The following is a 20,508-nucleotide window of genomic DNA, read 5'->3' as shown; positions in this document are numbered from 1 at the left end:
CTCAGACGGGAACGGGTGCCGTGGTCATGCCGTAGAGATCCTTCGGGTCCTCAGGCGCCGCGACGAGATCGATCTCCTTCGCGAGATCGGTGCCTGCGACGCTGTCGCGCAGGAACCGCAGAGCGGAGAAGTCCTCGATCGCGAAGCCGACGGAGTCGTAGATCGTGATCTGCGCCGCGTCCGTGCGTCCGGGGGCAGCGCCGGTGAGTACTCGCCAGAACTCGGTGACGGGGAAGTCGGCCGCGACGTTCTGGATCTCGCCCTCGATCCGCGTCTGGGGCGCATACTCGACGAACACGGGCCCGCGTCGAAGGATCTGCGGGTCGAGTTCGGTCTTGCCGGGGCAGTCGCCGCCGATGGTGTTTATGTGCGTTCCGGGCACGACATCGGCGTCGGTGAGCACCGTGGCGTTGGTCTTGTCCGCGGTACAGGTCGTGATCACATCCGCTCCGCGTGCGGCCTCAGATGCCGACGCACACACCTCGATCTCAAATCCCGCGGGTGCCAGGTTCCGCACGAACTTCGCCGTGGCGGCCTCATCGACGTCGAACACGCGGAGCTGCTCGATGCCGAGCACACCACGGAACGCGAGCGCCTGGAACTCCGCCTGGCTTCCCGCGCCGATCATGGCCATGACCTCGGCGTCGGCGCGAGCCAGTCGACGAGCCACCATCGCCGACGTGGCAGCGGTACGCAGGGCCGTGAGCAACGTCATCTCCGAGAGGAACACCGGATAGCCGTTGTGCACGTCGGCGAGCACCCCGAACGCTGTCACCGTCTGGTACCCGCGTGCGGGGTTGAAGGGATGCCCGTTGACGTACTTGAACGCATACACGTCGGGGTCGCTGATGGGCATCAGCTCGATCACTCCGAACGGCGTGTGGCTCGCGATGCGGTGCGTCTTGTCGAACGACATCCAGCGACGGAAGTCTGCTTCGACGTATTCGGTCAACCGGACGATGAGGGCCTCGGGTCCGTGGCGGTGCACCCAGCGCACCATGTCTGCCACTCCGACGAACTGTGTCATCGCCCGTGCTCGAGTCGGTCGGCGTTGACGCGCGTGATCCTGTCGGCGAGAGCCGCATTGCTGTACGGTCCCTCGGCACGCAGGGCATCGACGATGTTGCGGACGACGCCGGGAGACTTGTCCTGGCTCATCTTTTCCTTCGCTTCGAAGCGAGTGACCCGCATTCGGAACCCGACCGTCCCGTGAACGATCCGGGCTGCGTACTCCGCATTCTCGAGCGTGCCGTTCATCCGGAACGGCACGGGCAGCGCATCCTCGAAGCGATCCACGAGACGCTCCAGAACGGAGAGGTTGTCCTCGTCCGAGAGGATCTCGGCCACGCCATACAGGTGGGCGACGGCGAAGTCCCATGTGGGCACCGCCGGCGAGGTCCGGTACCAGCCGGGCGAGATGTACCCCTGCGGGCCCGAGACGATCACGAGCGTCTCATGCGCGCCGAGCTCGTGCAGGCGCTCGTCAGGACGCCCGACGTGGCTGAGAAGCACGATCCCATCGGCCTCCTCGTCGAGCAGCATGGGATAGTGCGATGCCACGATCCCGCGACCGGGCACCGAAGTGATCATCGTCGCCCACGGATTCTCCCGGACAAGATCGCGGATGCGCTCCACATCCTCCAGGGCGTAGTCGGGGTTAGGCCTCATCTGTTCTCTCCGCTCCATGTCATCACGGCTGTGGCGACGACGATGTCGTCGTCGTCCACCGCCGTGATCCGGGTCGTGTCGTCCTCGGTTCGGCCGGCGAATCGAATGCGGCGGTCCACCAGAACCGGCGCCACCGCACGCACGGACAGCGAGGCCGCCTTCCGCCCCGGCTCATGCCGACGCGCGGCATCCATCAGCAGGATACGAGTGAGCGGCCCGTGGACGAGTAGATCGGGCAGCCCCTCCTGCTCGCGCGCCCAGGCGCGGTCGTAATGGATGAGGTGGGTGTTGAAGGTGAGCGCCGAGAAACGGAAGAGCTGACGCGCATCCCATGCGCCGGCATCCACCCACTCTGCGGCCGCGGCGGCTTGGAGATCACGACGCGGGGCACGAACCGGCGCATCCGCGTCGTTCTGCTCGAGGAAGACGTCGTGCCACACGCTGCGCACAGCCGCCTTCCCATCGACCGCATACTCCCGGACGAGGTCTGCGAAGATGAGACGCCCGTTCGACCCGTTCTTCTCTACGACCTCGCCGAGCGAGGTCGTCTGGGTGACGCGGGCGCCGAGGGGGATCGGCCGCAGAAACTCCGTGTCCTCTCCGGCGTACATCCGACGCGGCAGGTCGAACGTGGGCATCACGCCGTCGCGAGCGGGCGTGCCGTCCGGGCGAAGATCGGCCAACGCGACCGCGAACGGGAAGTACACCCCCTCCCATGCCGGCGGCAGCCGATCCCCCGGGCGCAATGGCGCCTCGTCCGCAGCGAACGTGCCCCGGTAGGCCTCCGCCGTGGACGCGTCGATCGACTCCGTGCGCCGAACGCTCACGGCAGCACTCCCGCGGCCCGCAACTCGGCGATGCGCCGAGCGTCGTAGCCGGCCAGCTCGATCAGGACCTGATCGGCGTGCTCGGCGAGCCGATTGGCGGTGCGGGCCGGCGTCGCCGGGGTCGCGCTGAGTTTGATCGGCTGACCGAACATTCGCAGAGTGCCCAACTCCCCATAGTCCGCCTCCACGATCATGTCGCGCTCGGCCGTCCCGGGGTCGTCGACCACCTCACCAATGTTCTTGATCGCCGTCAGCGGCACCACATCACCGGCCATTTCCTCGAGCTGCGCCTTCGTGAACCCGGCCAGCCAACCGGCGACGATCGGCTTCACCTTCCGCTCGTAGACCTCCGGATCGATCCGCTTGCGCATGGTGTCGATCTCCGGATCGTCGGCGACGTCGGGCGTTCCGAACAGTCCGCATGCGGCCCGCCAGAGCTTGTCGGTGTAGGCACCGAAGAACACCTGCCCGTCGGCGCAGTCGAACAGCTCATACGGGCGCACCCAGGTGTGCTGGTTGCCGTGCGGTTCGGCGACGGCCCCCGTGACGGTGTAGTCGACGACCGCCGTCTCGGTCAGCGCCATGATGCTGTCCACCTGGGCGATGTCAACGAGCTGGCCTTCACCGGTGGCCTCCGCGTGTCGGAGTGCGGCGAGGGTCCCGATGACCGCGAACATCGTCGCCGACAGGTCACCGATCGTCGCCCCCACCCGGACGGGGGGCCGATCGGGATATCCGGTCATCGACCAGAGACCGCCCGCTGCCTGAGCGGTGTTGTCGAAGGCCGGGCGGCGACTGCGTGAGCCGGTCTGGCCGTAGCCGGAGACGGCGGTGTACACGATTCTCGGGTTGACCTCCCGCAACACCCCGTAGCCGACGCCGAGCTTGTCCATGGTTCCCGGGCGGAAGTTCTCGAGGACCACGTCGGCGGAGCGCACGAGGTCCTTCAGCACCTGGACGCCTTCGGGCGTTGCCAGATCGAGCCCCACACCGAGCTTGCCGCGGTTGTACTGCGCGTAATACGCGCTGAACTCTTCGTCACCGTGTGTGAGGTAGGGAGGGAAGCTGCGTGAGACGTCCGGATCGCGCGGGTTCTCGATCTTGATCACGGTCGCCCCGAAGTCGGCGAGCATCTGCGCCGCATAGGGGCCTGCGAGCACCCGAGACAGGTCGAGCACCACGACGCCGTTCAGTGCTCCGGGCGCGGTGGTGATCTCGTTGGTCATTGCATCGTCTCCTTCGGCGTTATGGACGCGGTCTCGCCCGCCCCGGCCGCGGCCAGCGCGGTGGCCACGTTCGAGGGGGCGCGGACGCCACGGATGCGGGAGAGCCACAGCGTGGTGGCCGCCAGCGCGTGCACGTCGATCCCCGTCTGGATGCCGAGTCCGTCAAGCATCCACACGAGGTCCTCGGTGGGGAGGTTACCGGTCGCGCCCTTCGCGTACGGGCAGCGTCCGAGACCACCCACCGCCGCGTCGAACTCGGTGACGCCCGCCTGCAAGGCGGCGTACACATTCGCGAGCGACTGCCCATACGTGTCGTGCAGGTGCAGCGCGAGATCTTCCACCGGGACTCCGGCGGCGATCGTCTCTGCCACGACCCGGGTCGTCAGCCCGGGTGTCGCGACGCCGATCGTGTCTCCGAGGGCGATCGTCGTGCATCCTGCATCGTGAAGCCGCCGCGCAGCCGTGGTGACGAGGTCGACGGCCACCTCCCCTTCCCACGGGTCGCCGAAGGCCATCGACACGTAGCCTCGTACGGGCATGCACGCGGACACCGCGGCGACGACGACCTCCTCGGCTCGCACCAGGGCGCCTTCACGGGTCGTGTTCAGATTCGCCTGTGCGAACGTGTCCGTCGCACTGACGACGACGGAGACCTCGCGCAATCCCGAGTCCCGCGCCCGCTGCAGCCCCTGCAGGTTCGGCACGAGCGCCACCCTCCGCGCACCCGCGGGCGCCTCGACGCCGGCCGCGACCTCGGCGGCGTCCGCCAGCTGTGGGATCCATGCGGGAGGCACGAAGCTGGTGATCTCCAGGTCTCGGACGCCCGCGTCGAACAGCCTGCGACACAACTCGATCTTGACGTCCGCGGGGATGATGTCCGCCTCGGCCTGTAGACCGTCGCGGGGGCCTACTTCGAAGATCCTGACGTGAGCCGGCAGACCGGCTTCCGGCTCGGTACGCGGAATCGGCATCGTCATGCGCCGGTCGCTCGACCGCGCAGCTCGGCGAGCACTTCGCGCGCATCTTCGACACGGATGCGATGCTCGGCGACGATGCGCTCCGCCACAGTCGAGATCTCGTCGACCGTGGCCCCGGCACTCGCCGCTATCGTGCGCGCGTGCAGCGTCATGTGCCCGCGCTGAATTCCTTCGGCGGCGAGTGCTCGGCACGCAGCGAGGTTCTGGGCGAGTCCGACCGAAGCGATGACTGCCGCGAGCTCCTGGGCCGTCTGCACGCCGAGCAGCTTCACCGCCGCCTGTGCGGTCGGGTGTGCGCGGGTCGCGCCGCCCACAAGTCCGACCGCGAGCGGAACTTCGAGGGTGCCCACCAGATCACCGTCATCGTTCTTCTCGAACTGCGACAGAGCGCGGTAGTTGCCCGTGCGCGCCGCATGTGAATGACACCCCGATTCGACGGCGCGCGTGTCGTTCCCGGTGGCAAGTACGACGGCCGTGATGCCGTTCATGATGCCCTTGTTGTGCGTCGCGGCGCGATACGGATCGGCTTCGGCGAAGGCGCTCGCGGCCACGATGTCGTCGACCACCTGCGCCCCGCCGAGCAGTTCCGCATCGAAGACGCCTCGCGCGCGGGTGAGGCGCTGGTCGGCCTTGTTGGTGAGGATGCGAAGAAGCGTGCGGGTGCCCGCGATCTCCGCGATCCGCGGGGCGATGGCCTCGGCCATCGTGTTGACGGCGTTGGCGCCCATGGCGTCGCGGACATCGACGTGCAGATGGAGGATGACCTGAACGCCGGCACGCGTCGGCACCGCGCGGACGGTCACGTCGAAGGCGCCGCCGCCGAGCGAGACGAGCATCGGATCCTGCGCATTGGCCAGGGCGAGCAGTTCGCTCTTCGCCTCGAGGAGTGTGAAGCGGGTGGCGTGCGGGTCGTCGGCGTCGAGGACCTGGATCTGTGCCATCATCACGTCGCCGGTGTACGACGTCGTGAAGCCGCCATGCCCGCGAGCGATCCGCGCCGCATTCGATGCTGCGGCGACCACACTCGGCTCTTCGGTGGCCATCGGGATGAGCCGGTCGGCACCGTCGATCGTGAAGTTCGTCGCGACCCCGACCGGGATGGCGATGGTGCTGATCACGTTCTCGATCATGTGGTCGGCCTGAGCCAGGCTCAGACCGGCATCGGGCTGAAGTGCCGCGAGGTCGTCGGGATGAAGTCGCGCTGCGTCGGTCACGAGTTGCAAGCGCTCAGCGGGTGAGTGATCGCGCAGTCCCGCGATCCGGCTGTTGACGGGCATCGGCCACCTTCCTTCGCATACCGCGACCGATCCTCGGCGTTGCGGCTCACCACGAGGTTAAGAGCGCGTTACGCCTGCGACGATGGGCGAATTACTCATAGCCGGACTGATCGTGTGTGCATTCATCACACCCATTTGCCCCTGGTTGGCTCCTAGACTCGATCACGAGCAAAGGAGGCGCCGATGCCCTACGCCGAGTCCGACGGGATCCGGATCTACTACGAGACGTTCGGGGCGGAAGATGATCCGTTGCTCGTGCTCATCTCCGGCGGTGGCGCCCAATTGCTGAGCTGGGACGAGCGATTCATCGCACTGCTCACGGACGCGGGGGTGCGGATCGTGCGCTTCGACAACCGCGACACCGGCTTCTCGCAGCGCTTCGGCGGCCCCACCGACATCGACGGCGGATACGGCCTCTCCGACATGGCCGAGGATGTCCTGCGGGTGCTCGATGATCTGGAGGTGTCTGCCGCGCATCTGGCCGGACACTCGATGGGCGGCATGATGGCGCAGATGCTCGCCATCGAGCATCCCGAACGTGTGCGCAGCCTCGGCCTGCTCTCGACCATCCCCGGTCGCAGTTCGCGCTATGTGCTGCACGGCGAGCGTCCGGAGCTGCTTCGTCCGCCGCACAGACTCACCCGCGAACAGGCGGTCGCCTTCGCAGAGGCCGCCGTCGCGGCATCCCCCCTCCATCGGTACGACCCGCAGGTCGCCTGGCATCGCGCCCGCGCCGGCGAGGCCTACGACCGCGGGTACGCGCCGGAGGGTTACGCACGACAGTGGGCCGCCCTACGACGCGCGCCCGAGCGCCTGGAACGACTGCGCGGCCTGAGCCTGCCGACCCTGGTGCTCCATGGCCGCGAGGACGACGTTCTGCACTGGCATGCCGCTGTGGACATGGCCGAGGCCATCGCAGGGTCGGAGTTACAGGTGCAGCCGGATATGGGACATCTGATTCCACATGAGCTGTGGCCGGAGTTGGCGCGCGCTCTCGTGCGGACGGTCAGACGCGCCGACGACGCTGCCTGAGAGGTGACGGCCTGCACCCGGGAGTTGATATGAACGTCGCCATGCCGGACACTGAAATCCCTGCGATGCCGCCGACGAGGAGGCAGCATATGGACGAGGATCCACGAGCCGACGCGATAGCGATCCTCATCGAGGCCGCACACGATGGGGATCGCCTCACTCCGCGAGCGGTGAGCGATGCGCTGCACCTGCTCGGACTCACGGGAACGACGGCCGACGACGTCACGGATCGGGTGCACCGCGCCCAACGTGAAGTGGCGCGCCTGCGGCGCCGCGAACATGAGCTGTCGGCGCTGTTCACCAGTGCGCGCGAGCTGGCCGAGCTGGCCGACAGCGATGCGGTGCTCGCCCGGCTCGTACAGCGCGCGCACGAGATGATGGGCGTCGACGTCGCCTACCTGTCGGAGTTCGATCCGGTCACCCGGGAACTCCGCGTCCGTGCCACCAGCGGATCGGTCAGCCCGTCGTTCCAGGCGCTGCGTGTGCCTCCGGGACGAGGCCTTGCCAGCGTTGTGGTCGAAACGCGCAGCGCCCGGTGGGCATCGGACTACTCCGCGTATGCCAGAGAGCGTCATGACTCGGGCATCGACGACGCGGTCTCTGCGGAGGGTCTCGTCTCACTCATGGGTGTTCCGATGCTCACCCGCGACGATGTGCTCGGCGTCCTGTTCGTCGCCAATCGGGAGGAGAAGTCCTTCACGCCCGAAGAAGTGGCTCTTTTGTCGGCGCTGGCCGACCACGCGTCGGTCATCCTGCAGACCACCCGAACTATGCGTGAATTGCGCGAGTCGGAAGATGCATCCCGTCGCACGCTGGAGAGCTTGACCGCGCACCTCGTGGAACGCGACCGGGCCAACACCGTGCACCAGGAGCTCGTCCAGGCGGTGCTCGCCGGCGGTGGCTTCGGCCCCGTGGCCGAGACCCTCGCCTCGGGATTGGGCCGCGCGGTGGCCATCCTCGACGCTCACGAGCAGATGATCGCCGCGGCGGGCCCGCCCTTGCCGGAGGGGATGCTTCGGCTCGATGAGGTCGTGCGCGCCGCCATCGCCGACAGCCGCCGCTCCGGGCACTGTGTGGCGATCGAGGGCGAGGGGGTGCGTGCGGTGGCCGCCCTGTCTGCAGGGGCACAGCACTTCGGCGCGCTTCTGCTCGGCGACGGCGATTTCGAGCTGGGCGCCGTTGACTTCCGGACCATCGAGCGTGCGGCGCAGGTGGGCGCGCTGCTCGAGCTGCAGCAGGAGGCGGCATCCGGAGCCGATCACCGCGTGCGCAGCGAACTGCTCGCCGACCTGCTCGACGATGTGCCCGAGCGTCGCGGCGATGTGGAGCGTCGGGCACGGCGGCTCGGTGTCGATCTGTACGCCCTGGACAGCCTGCTGCTGCTGGCAGTCCCCGGGGATCAGCAGTCCGTGGCTGCGCGGGCACTGTCCCGGCGACTCGACGAGTGGGCGCTGGTCGGGGAGTATCGCGGTTATGTCGTCGCCGCTTTCGCATCCGACCGACCGCACCCCGACATCGAGACGCTGCGCGCGCACGTCGCGCGAACGATCCAGCATCCCGTGTTGGCCGTCGCATCTCCCGAAAGGACCGGCGAGCTGCAGGGCGCATTCCTGGGCGCGATGCGCACGGCGCGCCTGCTGGCGGCACTGGAGGTGCCCGAATCGTCTGTGCGGACTGAGGACTTCCTGCCGTACTCGGCCGTGCTGGACACGGATGCGCGGTCTCTGTCCGCATTCCTCGATGACACGATCGGAGCGGTGCGCCGATACGACGCGGAGCGCAATGCCGATCTGCTGGGCACCTTGCGTGCGTTCGTGCGGAGCAACGCCAGCCCCACCCGCACCGCCCGAGTGTTGAACTTCCACACCAACACGATCCTGCAGCGCCTGGACCGGCTGGATCAGGTTCTCGGCACGGACTGGCGCGACGAGGAGCGGATGTTCCGGATCGGTATCGCGGTGCGTCTGGACCAGCTTCGCGAAAGGCTCCGGCGCGACCTCAGTCGTCCGTGAGTGCGAACATCTCTTCTCCCGCTTGCACGAAGGGGTTGCCGCTGGGCGGCCCGAACACCAGGATCAGGTCGGCGGGTGCGTCGGACTCGTTGCGCACCCCGTGCAGGTCTCCCGACGGCGCATAGAGAGCGTCGCCACGACGCAGCACTCGACGGTCGTCATCCGATGTCACGACCACCTCTCCTGCGGTGACGATGTAGATCTCGTCCGAGCTCTCGGTCGAGCAGCTGTCCGGATCGCCGGACAGGTGAAAATGCTGCCCCTCCTCCGCACCCGGTTCGAGGTGATAGAGCATCACCGAGGTGGGCAGGTGGGTGGTCTGCTTGAAGTACCACTCGATGCCGATGCGACCTTCGCCGCGATACAGCTTCCAATCATGGGCGTTCTGCCCCAGGCGTTGAACCCGCATGGCGCTCTTGTTCACGTGCGGTAAAGAACGGGCATGGACTCCAGCAGTCCCTGCGTGTATGGATGCCGCGGCGCGGTCATGACCTGCTCGCCGCTGCCGGATTCGACGATCCGCCCATCGTGCATGACCGCTACGCGATGGGCCATGTGGTGGACGACCGAAAGGTTGTGCGTGATGAACAGGTACGTGACCCCGGTCTCCTCCTGCAGCCGGACGAGAAGGTTCAGCACCTGCGCCTGCACGGAAACGTCCAATGCAGAGGTCGGTTCATCCAGTACGACGAACTCCGGTTCGGCGACCATGGCGCGTGCTATCGCGATCCGCTGCCGCTGCCCGCCGGAGAACTCATGCGGGTAGCGTGCGACCACGTCGGAGGGAAGTCCGACGCGTTCGAGCGATTCGAGGATGCGACCACGCCGCGCTCCAGTGCGGACTCCCGCGGCGATGAGTGGCTCGGCGACAGACCGCGCGATGGTGAATCGCGGGTCGAGCGAGTCGTTCGGGTCCTGGAAGACCATCTGCACTCGGCGGCGATGACGCCGCAGTGCGGGCCCGCGCAGGTTCGTGACATCCGCTCCGTCGAAGTCGATCCTGCCGGCAGTGGGGCGCCGCATGAGCAGGACGGCCCGTGCGAGCGTGCTCTTGCCCGATCCCGACTCGCCGACCAGCCCGAGGGTCTGGCCCCGGCGGACGTCCAGACTGACGTCGTCGAGCGCGGTCATGGCCTGCTCGCCGTGGCCGAACCGTTGTGTGAGACCTTCGACCTGCAGCACGATGTCCTCACTCATGATGCCTCCTCCAGCTCCGGTGGAATCTCGGCGAAGTCGTTGTCTGCCGGGATCACGGCCAGCGACGTGCGCGGCGGCACCGACGGACGCGGAATGCTCTCCAGCAGCGCGCGAGTGTATGGATGCCGCGGCTCGGCCAGAACGCGCTGCGACGCGCCCGATTCCACCACGCGACCGCGGTACATGACGGCGACGCGCTCGCACAGCTGGTCGATGACGCCCAGGTCATGACTGATGAAGAGAACCCCCATGCCCGTCTCGTCGCGCAACGTGCGGATCAGTGCGAGGATCTGCGCCTGCACGGTGACATCGAGCGCCGTGGTGGGCTCATCAGCGACCAGCAGCGCGGGCCCGGCGGCGACGGCGATGGCTATCACCACACGCTGTCGCTGCCCGCCCGAGAGCTGATGGGGGTAGTAGTCCAGACGCCGCTCGGCGTCGGGCATGCGCACCAGCTTCAGAATCTCTAGTGCTCGCGCGCGGGCACGGCGTTTGTCGGCAGCGCCGTGGATGCGCAGGACCTCGGCGATCTGCGCGCCGATGCGCATGCAGGGGTTCAGAGCCGACATCGGCTCCTGGAACACCATGGATGCCGTGGCGCCCCGGACCTCGGCCCAGTCGCGTTCAGTGGCATCTTTCATCTCCGTGCCGCCGACCCGCATGCGGGTCGCGGTGACCCGGGCCGAGTCGGGCAACAGGCCCATCATCGCCAAGGCGATGCTGGACTTGCCGCTGCCCGACTCTCCGATGACGCCGACGATCTCTCCCTGCCCGACGCGCAGGGAGACGTCGATGACCGACGCCGCGGCGCTGCCGTACGCGATGGTCAGGCTCTCCACGTCGAGAGCGTCGGCGGGGGTGCTCATTCGGTCAGCCAGCTCTGGGCGAGGTGGAACCGCGAGTAGTACGTGTCGCTCTTGTATCCGTGCAGCCGGTTGCTGTCCCACACCTCGTAGTAGACGGGAACCGCGGCCGGCACGAATTCGAGCACCTTGTCCGCCGCCTCCTGGGCGAGCTCGTCCACGAGCTTCGCGTACGCGTCGGGATCGGCGGTCTTCTTCGCCTCTTTCAGGAGGTCGCGTGCGTGCTCGGCATCGGGATTCCCGTCCCAGTGGTTGTACACACCGCCGGGCAGCAGGACCGGCTCGAGGTAGAAGACCGCTGATGCGCGCGGGCTTCCGGGAATCGCCACGAGATCGGTCCATGACTCGCCCGAGGTGAACACGGGTGCAATTTCGGCCAGCGGCGTCGCCTCCAGCTTGAGGGTGATCCCTGCCTCGGCCAGCTGCTGCTGCATCATCTCGTAGACCGGATGGTGGGCCTGGGCGACGTCGCCCATATAGCGCAGGGTGATCTGCGGATTCGGCTGACCGGCCTCTGCCAGCAGCTTCTTCGCCTCGGCGACATCATGCGTGTAGTACGGCAGACCGTTCGCGTCGGGCGCCCCGCGGTCGCCTGCGGGCGGTACGAAGGAGATACCGGCCATCCCCATCATGGCGGTGTCCACGAGCGCCTTCCGGTCCAGCGCGAGCGAGAAGGCGCGACGCACACGAAGGTCGGACAGCGGGCCCGACTCGGGGTTGATGTAGATCGCGAGGTTCTGCCGGTACGCGGCATCCCCGAGCGTGTATCCGGCCTGCTCCGCCTGCGAGGCGAGGGTGCCGTCGAGGAAGGATGCCGCTTGGACGCTGCCCTGCTGCACGGCCGCGAGCATCGTGGATTCGTCGGGGTAGAGCTCGAAGACCACCGTGTCGATGTACGGACCGGACTCCCCCCAGTAGTTCGTGTTCTTCTCGAACGTCAGGCTGACACCTTGCTTCCAGTCCTTCAGCTGGAACGGCCCCGTGCCGAACGTCTGCGTCTGACGCTGTTCGTCCGTGGCCTTCCCGTACCCGTCCTTGCTCACGATGTAGAAGGTCTGGCGCGCCGACACCGCGTCCAGGAATGTGCCGTCGGGCTGGCTGAAGTGGAACGTGACTTCGAGATCGCCGGTCTTCTCCACACTGTCCACGCTCGACAGATAGGTGGCGTTGGCCGCGCCGGGCTTCATCCGCTCCTGGAAGGAGTACACGACGTCGTCGGCGGTGAACGGGGTGCCGTCCGCGAAGGTGACGCCCTTGCGCAACTCGAACACCCAGGTGAGATCGTCGGGCTGCTTCCACGATGTCGCCAGGGCCGGGATGACCTTGCCGTCATCGTCCTGCGCCAGCAGGGTGTCGTAGGCGACGGCGTTGATGGTCTCCGCGGCGACCGTCGTGGCCACCATCGGATCGAGTCCGCCCGCGTCCGGCTCCGCAGGAATACCCCAGGTGAGAGTGCCGCCGGGAACGGGCGTGCCTTCGTCGGCGCCGGAGGGCGAGGGTCCGGAACCGGCCGCGCACCCGCCGAGCATGACGGTCACGGCCACCAGGGCCGCGCCCCACGCGAAGAGCTTCTTCATTGCTGTCTCATTTCTGTGATGGTGTGAGGGAGATGTCTGGATCGGTCCGCGAGGATGCCCCCACCAGAGGGTTCGACGACCGTTCGCGCGCCGTGCGGCGCCGGCGCCCGAGCGAGAACGCCGGTTCGCGTCGCGGTGCCAGGAAGTCCTGCACTCCGTCGGCCAGCAGGTTCCACGCCGCCGAGAGGAGCACGATCACCAGGGAGGGAAGGATGATCAGGAGCGGCTGCAGCTGCATGAACCGGGTGAACTCGCTGATCATGCGACCGGCCGAGGGCGCCGGCGCCTGAACGCCCTGGCCGAGATAGCTCAGCGCCGCTTCGATCAGGACGACCTGCGAGGCAACCGACGCAAATTGCACGAACAGCGGAGTGAGGACATTCGGCAGGAGGTGCTCTGCCACCACCCGCGATCCGCGCACACCACTGATCCGTGCCGCAAGCACGAAGTCCCGCTCGCGCAGAGCGATCACCGGAGCCCGCATGACGCGGGCGAATCCGGGCGCGTAGATGAACCCGAGTGCGAGGATCAACGGCCAGGGTCCGTTTCCGATGACCACGCCCACGACGAGCGCGACCAGGATCGCGGGCAGGGCGAGGAGCACATCGACGACGCGCATGATCACCGCATCCACCCATCCGCCCACGTAGCCGGCGATCAGACCGAACGCCGTGCCCACCGCCGCGGCGAGCAGGGCCGCCGCTCCCGAGATGAAAAGACTCGTCCGGGCTGCCAACGCGAGACGGGTGAAGGTGTCGCGGCCGAGGTTGTCCGTGCCGAGGATGTTCTGTGCGGTCGGGCCGCTCAGCGGCGGCCCGGCGGTGGCGACCGGGCTGTAGGGCGGCCACAGCGACATCCACCCCGCGAGGATGAGGATGACGGCGATGATGCCGGCTCCGCCCCAGAACGACGGACTGAGCCGACGGCGTGAACGGCGAGCCGGGGTCACCGTCGATTGCGCTATGGCCTGGGTGACAGTCATCGTGTGTGAACCCTCACTCGTGGGTCGATGAGCGGATAGACGAGATCGACGACGAAGTTGATGAGCACGTAGATCGCGCCGATGAGGAGGACTGTCGCCTGGATGATCGGGTAGTCGGACGCACGGATGCCGGTCAGCAGGAGCGAGCCCATGCCGGGCAGGGCGAAGACCGCTTCGATGACGACCGTTCCGCCGACTAGGGCGGCCAGTTCGATGCCGACGACCGTGGTGACGGGAATGAGCGCGTTGCGCAGCGCGTGGCGTCCGACGAGGCGCCCGGGAGAGGCGCCCTTCGCACGAGCGGTACGGACGAAGTCCTGCCCCAGCGTGTCCAGGAGTGACCCGCGCGTGTAGCGAGCGAGCACGGCCGCCATGACCAGGCCGATGAGGAAGGCGGGCAGCACCAGCATCCCCAGCGCACGTAACGGGTCGCCTGCCGCACCGGCATATCCGATGATCGGCAATCGCAACGTCAGCGAGTTGACCAGGATGAGCACGGTGCCTAGGACGAACGGCGGCGCCGCCATGAGGACGAACGAGGTGCCGCGGACGACGCCGTCCGCGGCACCTCGGTGACGCGTTGCCGCGAGGATGCCCGCGGGGACGCCCATCAGGATGCCGAAGACCGTGGCCAAGGTGGCCAGTCCGAGGCTGACCGGCAGCCGCGCGGCGATCAGGCTCGAGACGGAACTGGGAACGGTGAGGGCGCGTCCGAAGTCACCGTGCAGGACGCCACCCAACCAGACGAAGTACTGCGTGATCCACGGCTGATCGAGCCCGAGCTCATGACGCAGCTTCTCCAGCGCGACCGGATCGGGGTTCGCCGGATCGGCGAAGGCGGCGAGGGGATCGCCGGGGATGATCCGCACCATCGAGAACACGAGGACGGACAGCACGAGCAGGACGAAGAGGGAGGTCAGCACCCGCGAGACGATGTACCTGGGCATCAGGCGCTCCCCTGGCCGCATCCGGCAAGACCACGAGGTGGAGCCGGACGCCCCCGACGATCGCCGAAACCGAGGAGAGTCACCCTTGACATAGCCGCCACGCTAGTGAGCACCTCACGTACGCTTGAACGGGGCAACCGCCTACAGAACCGGGATCATGATGGATGAATCATCCATGGCTAGCCGGAACGGCGAATGCTGAGATGTCGTCCGTGGCCCGGCCGTCGAGCGCAAGCTCAGCCAGCACCCTGCCGACCGCGGGGGTGAACTTGAACCCGTGCCCCGCGCACAGCGCGAGCAGGATGTCGGGATGGGCCGGCAACGGACCAAGCGCGAACCGACGATCCGGCGTGAGTGCGTACTGGCACGTCACTGTGCGCACTCCGGGACCGGCACCCGGAATCAGCCCGTGCACGAAGGCGTCGAGTTCGGCCGTCAGTGCCGGATCGGGGACATAGCTGCGCTCCTGCGGTGCCATGCGGTTCTCGGACACATCGCGTGCGGCCTTCACCGTGGGTTCGCCGTACGTCGGGAACCCGTAGTAGCACTGCTCGTCCTCCCAGATCCACACCGGGAAGCGCTCCCGATCGTAATCATCGGGCTGCTCGGGGTGGAAGTACGTCACCTGCTCCTGCATGACGTCAAGGGGGATCGAGCTGCCCAGGGGCTCGAGCAGTGCGTTGGTCCACGCATCCGTCGCCAGGACGACCTTTCGCGCGTGCACATCGCCGGCCGTGGTGTGTACGATCACACCGTCTTCCACAGGCGTGAGCCGGTGGACCGTTGTGCGATCGCGGATGCTCGCGCCATGTACCCGCGCGCGCAGCTGCAGAGTTGCCACCGTGCGAGCGGCGTGGACGATGCCCGTGTCGGCTGTGTAGACGATCTCGACGCCTTCCGGAACGCGGAACTGAGGCCAGCGAGCTCGCACCTGCTCGGGCGTGAGCAGTTCGAAGGGGACGCCGGCCTCGCCCAGAGCCGCGGTGAAGTCGGATGCGGAGTACGGGCCGCGCACGGGCAGGAAGACCAGCCCGCCGGTGACTGTGAGCAATCGCTCTCCGGATTCCTGCTCCAGGTCCGCCCAGTCGCGATAGGCGGATTGTGCGAAGCGCACATAGGCGGCGGCGCCGTATGACGTGCGCACGATCCGGGAGGTGTCGTGCGATGCGCCGCGCACGTGTCCCAGGTCGAACTGTTCGAACGCGACCACGCGCGCGCCGCGGCGCGCCAGATGATACGAGGCGGCGCTGCCGAGAGCTCCCATACCGACAACCGCGACCTCGAACGTCTCCATGCCCCGCTGCTCCTCTCACCGCCGTCTGCAGGTCAGTATGGTCGGCGCGAGAAGGCGCTCCTATGGGCGGAAGTTCCATGGTGCGCAGGCCGGAGTGTGTCTCCGCCATGCAGCGGCGGCCCTCATTCGCCCAGCGATATCTTCAGATAGTTCTGGAACGACGGAAACCTGGGCACGAAGTAGTTCGTCACGTTGCTTCCTCCCAGGAACGCGCTGCGTGTGTAGAAGAGCGGAACCGTCGGGGCATCCTGCATGATGCGCTGGTCGATGTCGCCCCACATCATCGCCGCCGCGTCGGGATCGGCCTCTGCGAGCGCTGCCTTCATCATGGCGTCGACCTCGGAGCTGCTGTAGCGCGAGAAGTTGCTGCCTCCGTCGATCACGCTCGAGTCGTAGCGCAGTTGGATGCTGGCTGCTCCACTGGGGTAGTCGGGCACCCACCAGCTCAGCAGGAGGTCGTAATCGGGATTGCCGCCCATGACGTCGCCGTACATGGCTGTGAAGTCGAGAGGGTGGATGTTCACGGTGATGCCAGCCCGATCCAGTCCCTGCTGCAGGAGTTGTGGTCGGACCTCATCTCCGCCGTGGTGCGTACCGCTCACCGCGGCGATGAGCTCGCGGCCGACTGACTCGCCCGCGCGTCGGCCCGAATGGAGCGTCTGAGACGCTCGAGCCGTACCGCGGACTGCAGGCGGAAACGAAATTCGGGGACGTCCATGTCCTCAGACAGCAGTGAGCGCACCCGCTCCAGCCGCTGCTGCACGGTGTTGACATGGATATGCATCCGCTCGGCGACGATGCCCCTGCTCTCACCGCTGTCGAAAAACGCCGCGAGCGTGTCGAAGAGCACGGTCCCGCGCTGCGCATCCCAGGAGAGGACCGGACCGATGACGTCGCCGATGAACGTCTCTACAGTGCGCGGGTCGTGCGGCGCGAGCGCGTGGTACGGGGCGAATGCATCCGAGGACACCGTCGCGGCGGCCACGCCCAGAGCCGGAAGGAAGTCCAGATCTGCCGTCAACCTCGCCACCACGGAGCGAAGGTCGGTCGGCAGCATCCCGTCTCGCACACATGCGACGGCGACGATCGCCGGGTTCCGCAGAGCATCGGCCATCACTTGCCGCACGCGCTCGGTCGCCGCAAGGACGTCGCCGGTCGTCCACGCGATGACCAGGACCCGTCCGACGAGCGCGACCAGGCCCCCTTCGCCGATGGCGCGCTCGGCGATCTGCACCGCCGTGGATCCGTGCGGACCGAGTTCGGAAACCGCCACCCCGGTGAAATGCGTCGGTGGTGCGATAAGCGCGGGATCGGACCGGGCATCCCCGCCACCCTCGATGGTCGCCGACAACCATCGGGCACGGCGCTCGGCGCGGATGGCCGTGACCGCGTCCTGTTTGAACGACACGAGTGCCGCCACGTGCGCGGCCCGTTCCAGCGTCCGCCGCGCGACGTCATCGGGGAGTCGCTGAGCCTCTTTCGCGATGATGGCTCCCAGGACGCGATCGGCCCCGAGGATGGCCGTGACCAGCCAGACGTCGTCGCCGGACCGGATGTCGGCAGCATGTCCGCTGGACTGACTGCGGTTGATGGCACCGACCAGTGCCGCCCGCGGTGGCAGGTCCTCGTCGTCCGCTCCGAGACCGACGTCCAGCGGTCGCCCGCGAGCATCCAGTGCGAGCACGCGTCCCCCCAGCCGGCGGGCGAGCGTGGAGACCACGTCGACGACGGTCCCCCCGGAGATGACGGCACCGGTGAGCTCTTCGTGCACGACCCCGGCCAGCTCGGTGGCGGCGAGGTGCCGTTGCAGTTCGAGATACGACTGTTCGGCGTGCTCCTTCGCCGCCTCGGCCACGGCCAGCACCCGCGCATTGTGGAGCACCGCAGCGGCGTGATCGGCGAAAGCGGACAGCAGCAGGACTTCGTCGGGCGAGGACTCGTACGGGAACCTGTTGCACGCGAACAGGGCACCCAGCACTTCATCCCCCACGGCGAGCGGCACGCCGAGGAAGGAGACGAGCCCCTCCGCGCGCACGGCGTCATCGATCTGCGGATCGTGCGGCGCGTCATCCATCGCGTCATACCGTGCCACCCACACCGGCTCGCGCGTGCGAGCCACCATGCTCGCCAACCCGAATCCCGCGGGCACGAGCAGATCTCGGAACTCGGGCGTCACGGTGCCTTCCGAGTAGCGGACCCGCAATTGTCCGGAATCAGCCTCGAACTCGGACAGGTAGGTCACGTCGGTGCCCATCAGCGCGTGCGCCCGCTCGACGAGACGATGCAGGACCTCCCCGACATCCCGCAGCCGGACCAGCTCGCGAGCGGTCGAGAAGAGCGCCTCCAGCTCGGTCGCGCGCCGCCCGAGCCGAGCCTGGCGTGATTGCGCATCGTGCACCGCGGCGAGGATGGCGTCGCGATCTGGGGTGTCGAGCCCTTCGATCTCGCTCCGCAGGGTATCGGGAGTCCGGCCCGGTTCGGAACCGGCCGCGTCGAGAACGGCGCGCGCGAATGCGACCGTCTCCCGCGCTTCCGCTGTCATCGCCAATCACCCCTGCCGTGATCCCCGCTTTGGGGAGTCTACGACGCGTGCGAGGGGAACTCTGCTCGCCGTCGTTCCGCGAAAGCGGCCAGCCCTTCGCGAGCATCCGCGCTGGTGAAGGCCTGTTGCCCGAGCACGGCCTCCTGCCGGAAGGCGTCCTCCGTCCGAAGATCGGCCAGCTCTCGCACGGCGCGCTTGATCGTCGCCATCGCCGTCCAGCTCTTCGCGAGCAACTGGTCCGCGAGCTCTCCGGCCCTTTTCATCAGCTCGGTGCCGGTGACGACCTCGTTGACCAGACCCGCGCTCCTGGCTTGTTCCGCATCGATCCGACCACCGCGCAGCATGAGGTCCATCGCCCACGGGTACGGGATCTGACGCACCAGACGCACCAGTGTTCCTCCGGCGGGCACGACGCCCACGCCAGCCTCGGGCAGTGCGAAGGTCGCATGCGCGGCTGCGATGCGGATGTCGGTCGACAGCATGATCTCGAATCCTCCCCCCAGACAGAATCCGTTGATCGCCGCGATCACGGGCTTGTCCAGACGCGAGTGCTTCTGATGGGCGGCATCCCACTCGCTGATGTCGAAGCGACCTTCGGTCAGGGCCGGAATCGACTCCTCCAGGTCAGCGCCGACGCAGAACGCCTTGGGACCGGCGCCGGTAAGGATCGCCACCCCAATGCGTGGGTCATCTCGCACCTGTGCGAATGCCTCACCTAGCTGCTCGTACATCGCCAGCGAAAGAGCGTTGAGCTTTTCGGGCCGGTCGATCGTGATCACGCCGATCCCATCGGAGCGCTCCAGCGTCACCCCGCCCATGCGATCGTCCCGCTTCGCCGCAGTCGTTCGATCTCGTCAGGCTCCATGCCTGCGAGATCCTGTAGCACCCGCGCGGTGTGCTGGCCCATCGCCGGCGCCGCCCCCCGCGTCCGCGGCGGCGTAACGTCGAGCTTCACCGGAGAGCCGAAAGCCCGCAGCGTGCCGAACCCGTCGTACTCGGTATCTACGATCATGTCGCGCGCCGCGATGTGCGGATCCTCGACCACTTCACCGATGTCCTTCACAGCACTCAGTGGCACGAGATCGCCGGCCAGGCGCTCGAGCTCGTCCTTCGTGCGGTCACGGAACCACCTCTCCACGATCGGCCGCACCCGTTCGCGATAGACGTCCTCGTCAAAGCGCGCCGCCATCATGTGCAGACCGGGGTCGCGCTCGAATTCCCCAGGCTCCCCGAACAGCTCGCACGAGATCTTCCAGAATTTGTCCGTGTACCCGCCGAAGAACACGAACCCGTCCTTGCAAGCGAACGCCTCATAGGGCCGTACGAAGGGGTGCTGGTTTCCCAGCGGGCGCGCGACCTTGCCCTCCACTGTGTAGCTGACCACGGCATTCTCGGTGAGGGTGAGCACCGAATCCTGCTGGGATATATCCACGAGCTGACCCTCGCCTGTACGCTCCGCATGCCGAAGAGCGGCCAGCACCCCGATCACGCCGTACAGGCTGGCACTGAGATCGCCGATAATCGTCCCCACACGGATGGGTGGCCCGTCGGGGGCCCCGTTCATCGACCACAGGCCGCCAGTCGCCTGCGCACTGTTGTCATAGGCCGGCCGGGCACTGTACGGACCATGCTGACCGTACCCGCTCAGCGCCGCATAGACCAGGCGCGGGTTGATCTGTCGCAGCCTCTCGTATCCGATTCCCAGGCGGTCCATCGTGCCGGGGCGGAAGTTCTCCACCACCACATCGGCCTGTGCGACCAGACGCTCAAGCGTCGCCGCGCCCTCGGCGTGTCGCAGGTTGAGCGTCACTCCCAGCTTGTTCCTGTTGAACTGCGCGAAGAACCCGCTCATCTCAGCGCCGTCGTCACCGCTCATCATCGGCGGGAACGTGCGTGTGTAGTCGGGATCGTCCGGGTGTTCCACCTTGATGACCGTCGCCCCAAGGTCTGCCAGGACCATCGAGCAGTACGGCCCCGCCACCACTCGAGTCACGTCGACGACGACCACGCCGGCGAGCGAGCCTTGTGCCGCATCGTGCCCGCCCAAGTCCGCCAAACGAGCACGCAGGTCTTCGTCGATCATCGTG

The 20,508-nt window shown here is 67.5% G+C and carries 19 protein-coding genes; 2 read left to right on the top strand and 17 right to left on the bottom strand.

The annotated features are described in order from the left end of the window. Position 1 precedes the first annotated feature (1 nt). Genes PU630_RS15795 through PU630_RS15770 form a run of 6 tightly spaced genes read right to left on the bottom strand, consistent with a single transcriptional unit; the run spans position 2 to position 5,975 of the window. On the bottom strand, positions 2-1,027 hold the full coding sequence (locus PU630_RS15795) for an ornithine cyclodeaminase (protein ID WP_275278015.1): 1,026 nt from the start codon (positions 1,025-1,027) through the stop codon (positions 2-4). Next, a complete protein-coding gene (locus PU630_RS15790; RefSeq protein ID WP_275278014.1) occupies positions 1,024-1,668 on the bottom strand; it encodes an FMN-binding negative transcriptional regulator in 645 nt (214 codons plus the stop codon). The genes PU630_RS15795 and PU630_RS15790 overlap by 4 nt, the downstream gene beginning before the upstream one ends. After that, positions 1,665-2,495, bottom strand: coding sequence for an HTD2 family dehydratase (locus PU630_RS15785; RefSeq protein WP_275278013.1), 831 nt, complete (start codon positions 2,493-2,495; stop codon positions 1,665-1,667). Before PU630_RS15785 ends, PU630_RS15790 begins: the two co-directional genes overlap by 4 nt. Beyond that, positions 2,492-3,721 carry a CaiB/BaiF CoA transferase family protein gene (locus PU630_RS15780; protein ID WP_275278012.1) on the bottom strand — a complete coding sequence of 410 codons (1,230 nt, stop codon included), beginning with the start codon at positions 3,719-3,721 and terminating at the stop codon, positions 2,492-2,494. The genes PU630_RS15785 and PU630_RS15780 overlap by 4 nt, the downstream gene beginning before the upstream one ends. Then, complete coding sequence (locus tag PU630_RS15775; protein WP_343075845.1) at positions 3,718-4,698, bottom strand: hydroxymethylglutaryl-CoA lyase; 981 nt, start codon at positions 4,696-4,698, stop codon at positions 3,718-3,720. The genes PU630_RS15780 and PU630_RS15775 overlap by 4 nt, the downstream gene beginning before the upstream one ends. Continuing rightward, on the bottom strand, positions 4,695-5,975 hold the full coding sequence (locus tag PU630_RS15770) for a hydroxymethylglutaryl-CoA reductase, degradative (protein ID WP_275278011.1): 1,281 nt from the start codon (positions 5,973-5,975) through the stop codon (positions 4,695-4,697). The genes PU630_RS15775 and PU630_RS15770 overlap by 4 nt, the downstream gene beginning before the upstream one ends. Positions 5,976-6,158: 183 nt before the next feature. Here PU630_RS15770 and PU630_RS15765 point away from each other — a divergent pair, with 183 nt between their 5' ends. After that, positions 6,159-7,007 carry an alpha/beta fold hydrolase gene (locus PU630_RS15765; protein ID WP_275278010.1) on the top strand — a complete coding sequence of 283 codons (849 nt, stop codon included), beginning with the start codon at positions 6,159-6,161 and terminating at the stop codon, positions 7,005-7,007. A gap of 89 nt (positions 7,008-7,096) precedes the next feature. Next, positions 7,097-9,019: a helix-turn-helix domain-containing protein gene (locus PU630_RS15760; RefSeq protein WP_275278009.1), complete on the top strand. Its 1,923-nt coding sequence runs from the start codon at positions 7,097-7,099 to the stop codon at positions 9,017-9,019. Here the strand turns inward: PU630_RS15760 and PU630_RS15755 are convergent. The 11 genes from PU630_RS15755 to PU630_RS15705 form a co-directional block, all read right to left on the bottom strand. Then, the gene (locus tag PU630_RS15755; protein WP_275278008.1) at positions 9,006-9,428 is read right to left on the bottom strand and encodes a cupin domain-containing protein; all 423 of its coding nucleotides are present in this window, start codon (positions 9,426-9,428) and stop codon (positions 9,006-9,008) included. The genes PU630_RS15760 and PU630_RS15755 overlap by 14 nt on opposite strands. A gap of 11 nt (positions 9,429-9,439) precedes the next feature. Next, positions 9,440-10,216 carry an ATP-binding cassette domain-containing protein gene (locus PU630_RS15750; RefSeq protein ID WP_275278007.1) on the bottom strand — a complete coding sequence of 259 codons (777 nt, stop codon included), beginning with the start codon at positions 10,214-10,216 and terminating at the stop codon, positions 9,440-9,442. Next, positions 10,213-11,082 carry an ABC transporter ATP-binding protein gene (locus PU630_RS15745; protein ID WP_275278006.1) on the bottom strand — a complete coding sequence of 290 codons (870 nt, stop codon included), beginning with the start codon at positions 11,080-11,082 and terminating at the stop codon, positions 10,213-10,215. The genes PU630_RS15750 and PU630_RS15745 overlap by 4 nt, the downstream gene beginning before the upstream one ends. Beyond that, on the bottom strand, positions 11,079-12,656 hold the full coding sequence (locus PU630_RS15740; RefSeq protein WP_275278005.1) for an ABC transporter substrate-binding protein: 1,578 nt from the start codon (positions 12,654-12,656) through the stop codon (positions 11,079-11,081). Before PU630_RS15740 ends, PU630_RS15745 begins: the two co-directional genes overlap by 4 nt. Positions 12,657-12,663: 7 nt before the next feature. Beyond that, positions 12,664-13,638: an ABC transporter permease gene (locus PU630_RS15735; RefSeq protein WP_275278004.1), complete on the bottom strand. Its 975-nt coding sequence runs from the start codon at positions 13,636-13,638 to the stop codon at positions 12,664-12,666. Beyond that, positions 13,635-14,585 carry an ABC transporter permease gene (locus PU630_RS15730; protein WP_275278003.1) on the bottom strand — a complete coding sequence of 317 codons (951 nt, stop codon included), beginning with the start codon at positions 14,583-14,585 and terminating at the stop codon, positions 13,635-13,637. The genes PU630_RS15735 and PU630_RS15730 overlap by 4 nt, the downstream gene beginning before the upstream one ends. A gap of 169 nt (positions 14,586-14,754) precedes the next feature. Further along, complete coding sequence (gene solA, locus PU630_RS15725; RefSeq protein WP_275278002.1) at positions 14,755-15,879, bottom strand: N-methyl-L-tryptophan oxidase; 1,125 nt, start codon at positions 15,877-15,879, stop codon at positions 14,755-14,757. Between the two features lie 122 nt (positions 15,880-16,001). Beyond that, positions 16,002-16,403 (bottom strand): periplasmic substrate-binding domain-containing protein, encoded by a 402-nt coding sequence (locus PU630_RS15720; RefSeq protein WP_275278001.1) that lies wholly within the window; start codon positions 16,401-16,403, stop codon positions 16,002-16,004. 74 nt (positions 16,404-16,477) lie between these two features. Next, entirely contained in the window at positions 16,478-18,421 is a 1,944-nt protein-coding gene (locus tag PU630_RS15715) for a helix-turn-helix domain-containing protein (RefSeq protein WP_275278000.1), read from the bottom strand. A gap of 38 nt (positions 18,422-18,459) precedes the next feature. Further along, the gene (locus PU630_RS15710; RefSeq protein ID WP_275277999.1) at positions 18,460-19,239 is read right to left on the bottom strand and encodes an enoyl-CoA hydratase/isomerase family protein; all 780 of its coding nucleotides are present in this window, start codon (positions 19,237-19,239) and stop codon (positions 18,460-18,462) included. Next, the gene (locus tag PU630_RS15705; RefSeq protein WP_275277998.1) at positions 19,227-20,504 is read right to left on the bottom strand and encodes a CaiB/BaiF CoA transferase family protein; all 1,278 of its coding nucleotides are present in this window, start codon (positions 20,502-20,504) and stop codon (positions 19,227-19,229) included. Before PU630_RS15705 ends, PU630_RS15710 begins: the two co-directional genes overlap by 13 nt. Positions 20,505-20,508 lie beyond the last annotated feature (4 nt).

It is taken from the genome of Microbacterium horticulturae, from assembly GCF_029094505.1.
Classification (GTDB): domain Bacteria; phylum Actinomycetota; class Actinomycetes; order Actinomycetales; family Microbacteriaceae; genus Microbacterium; species Microbacterium horticulturae.
The sequence above is the reverse complement of the archived record's forward strand: the minus strand, read 5'-3'. Positions and strand labels throughout refer to the sequence as shown.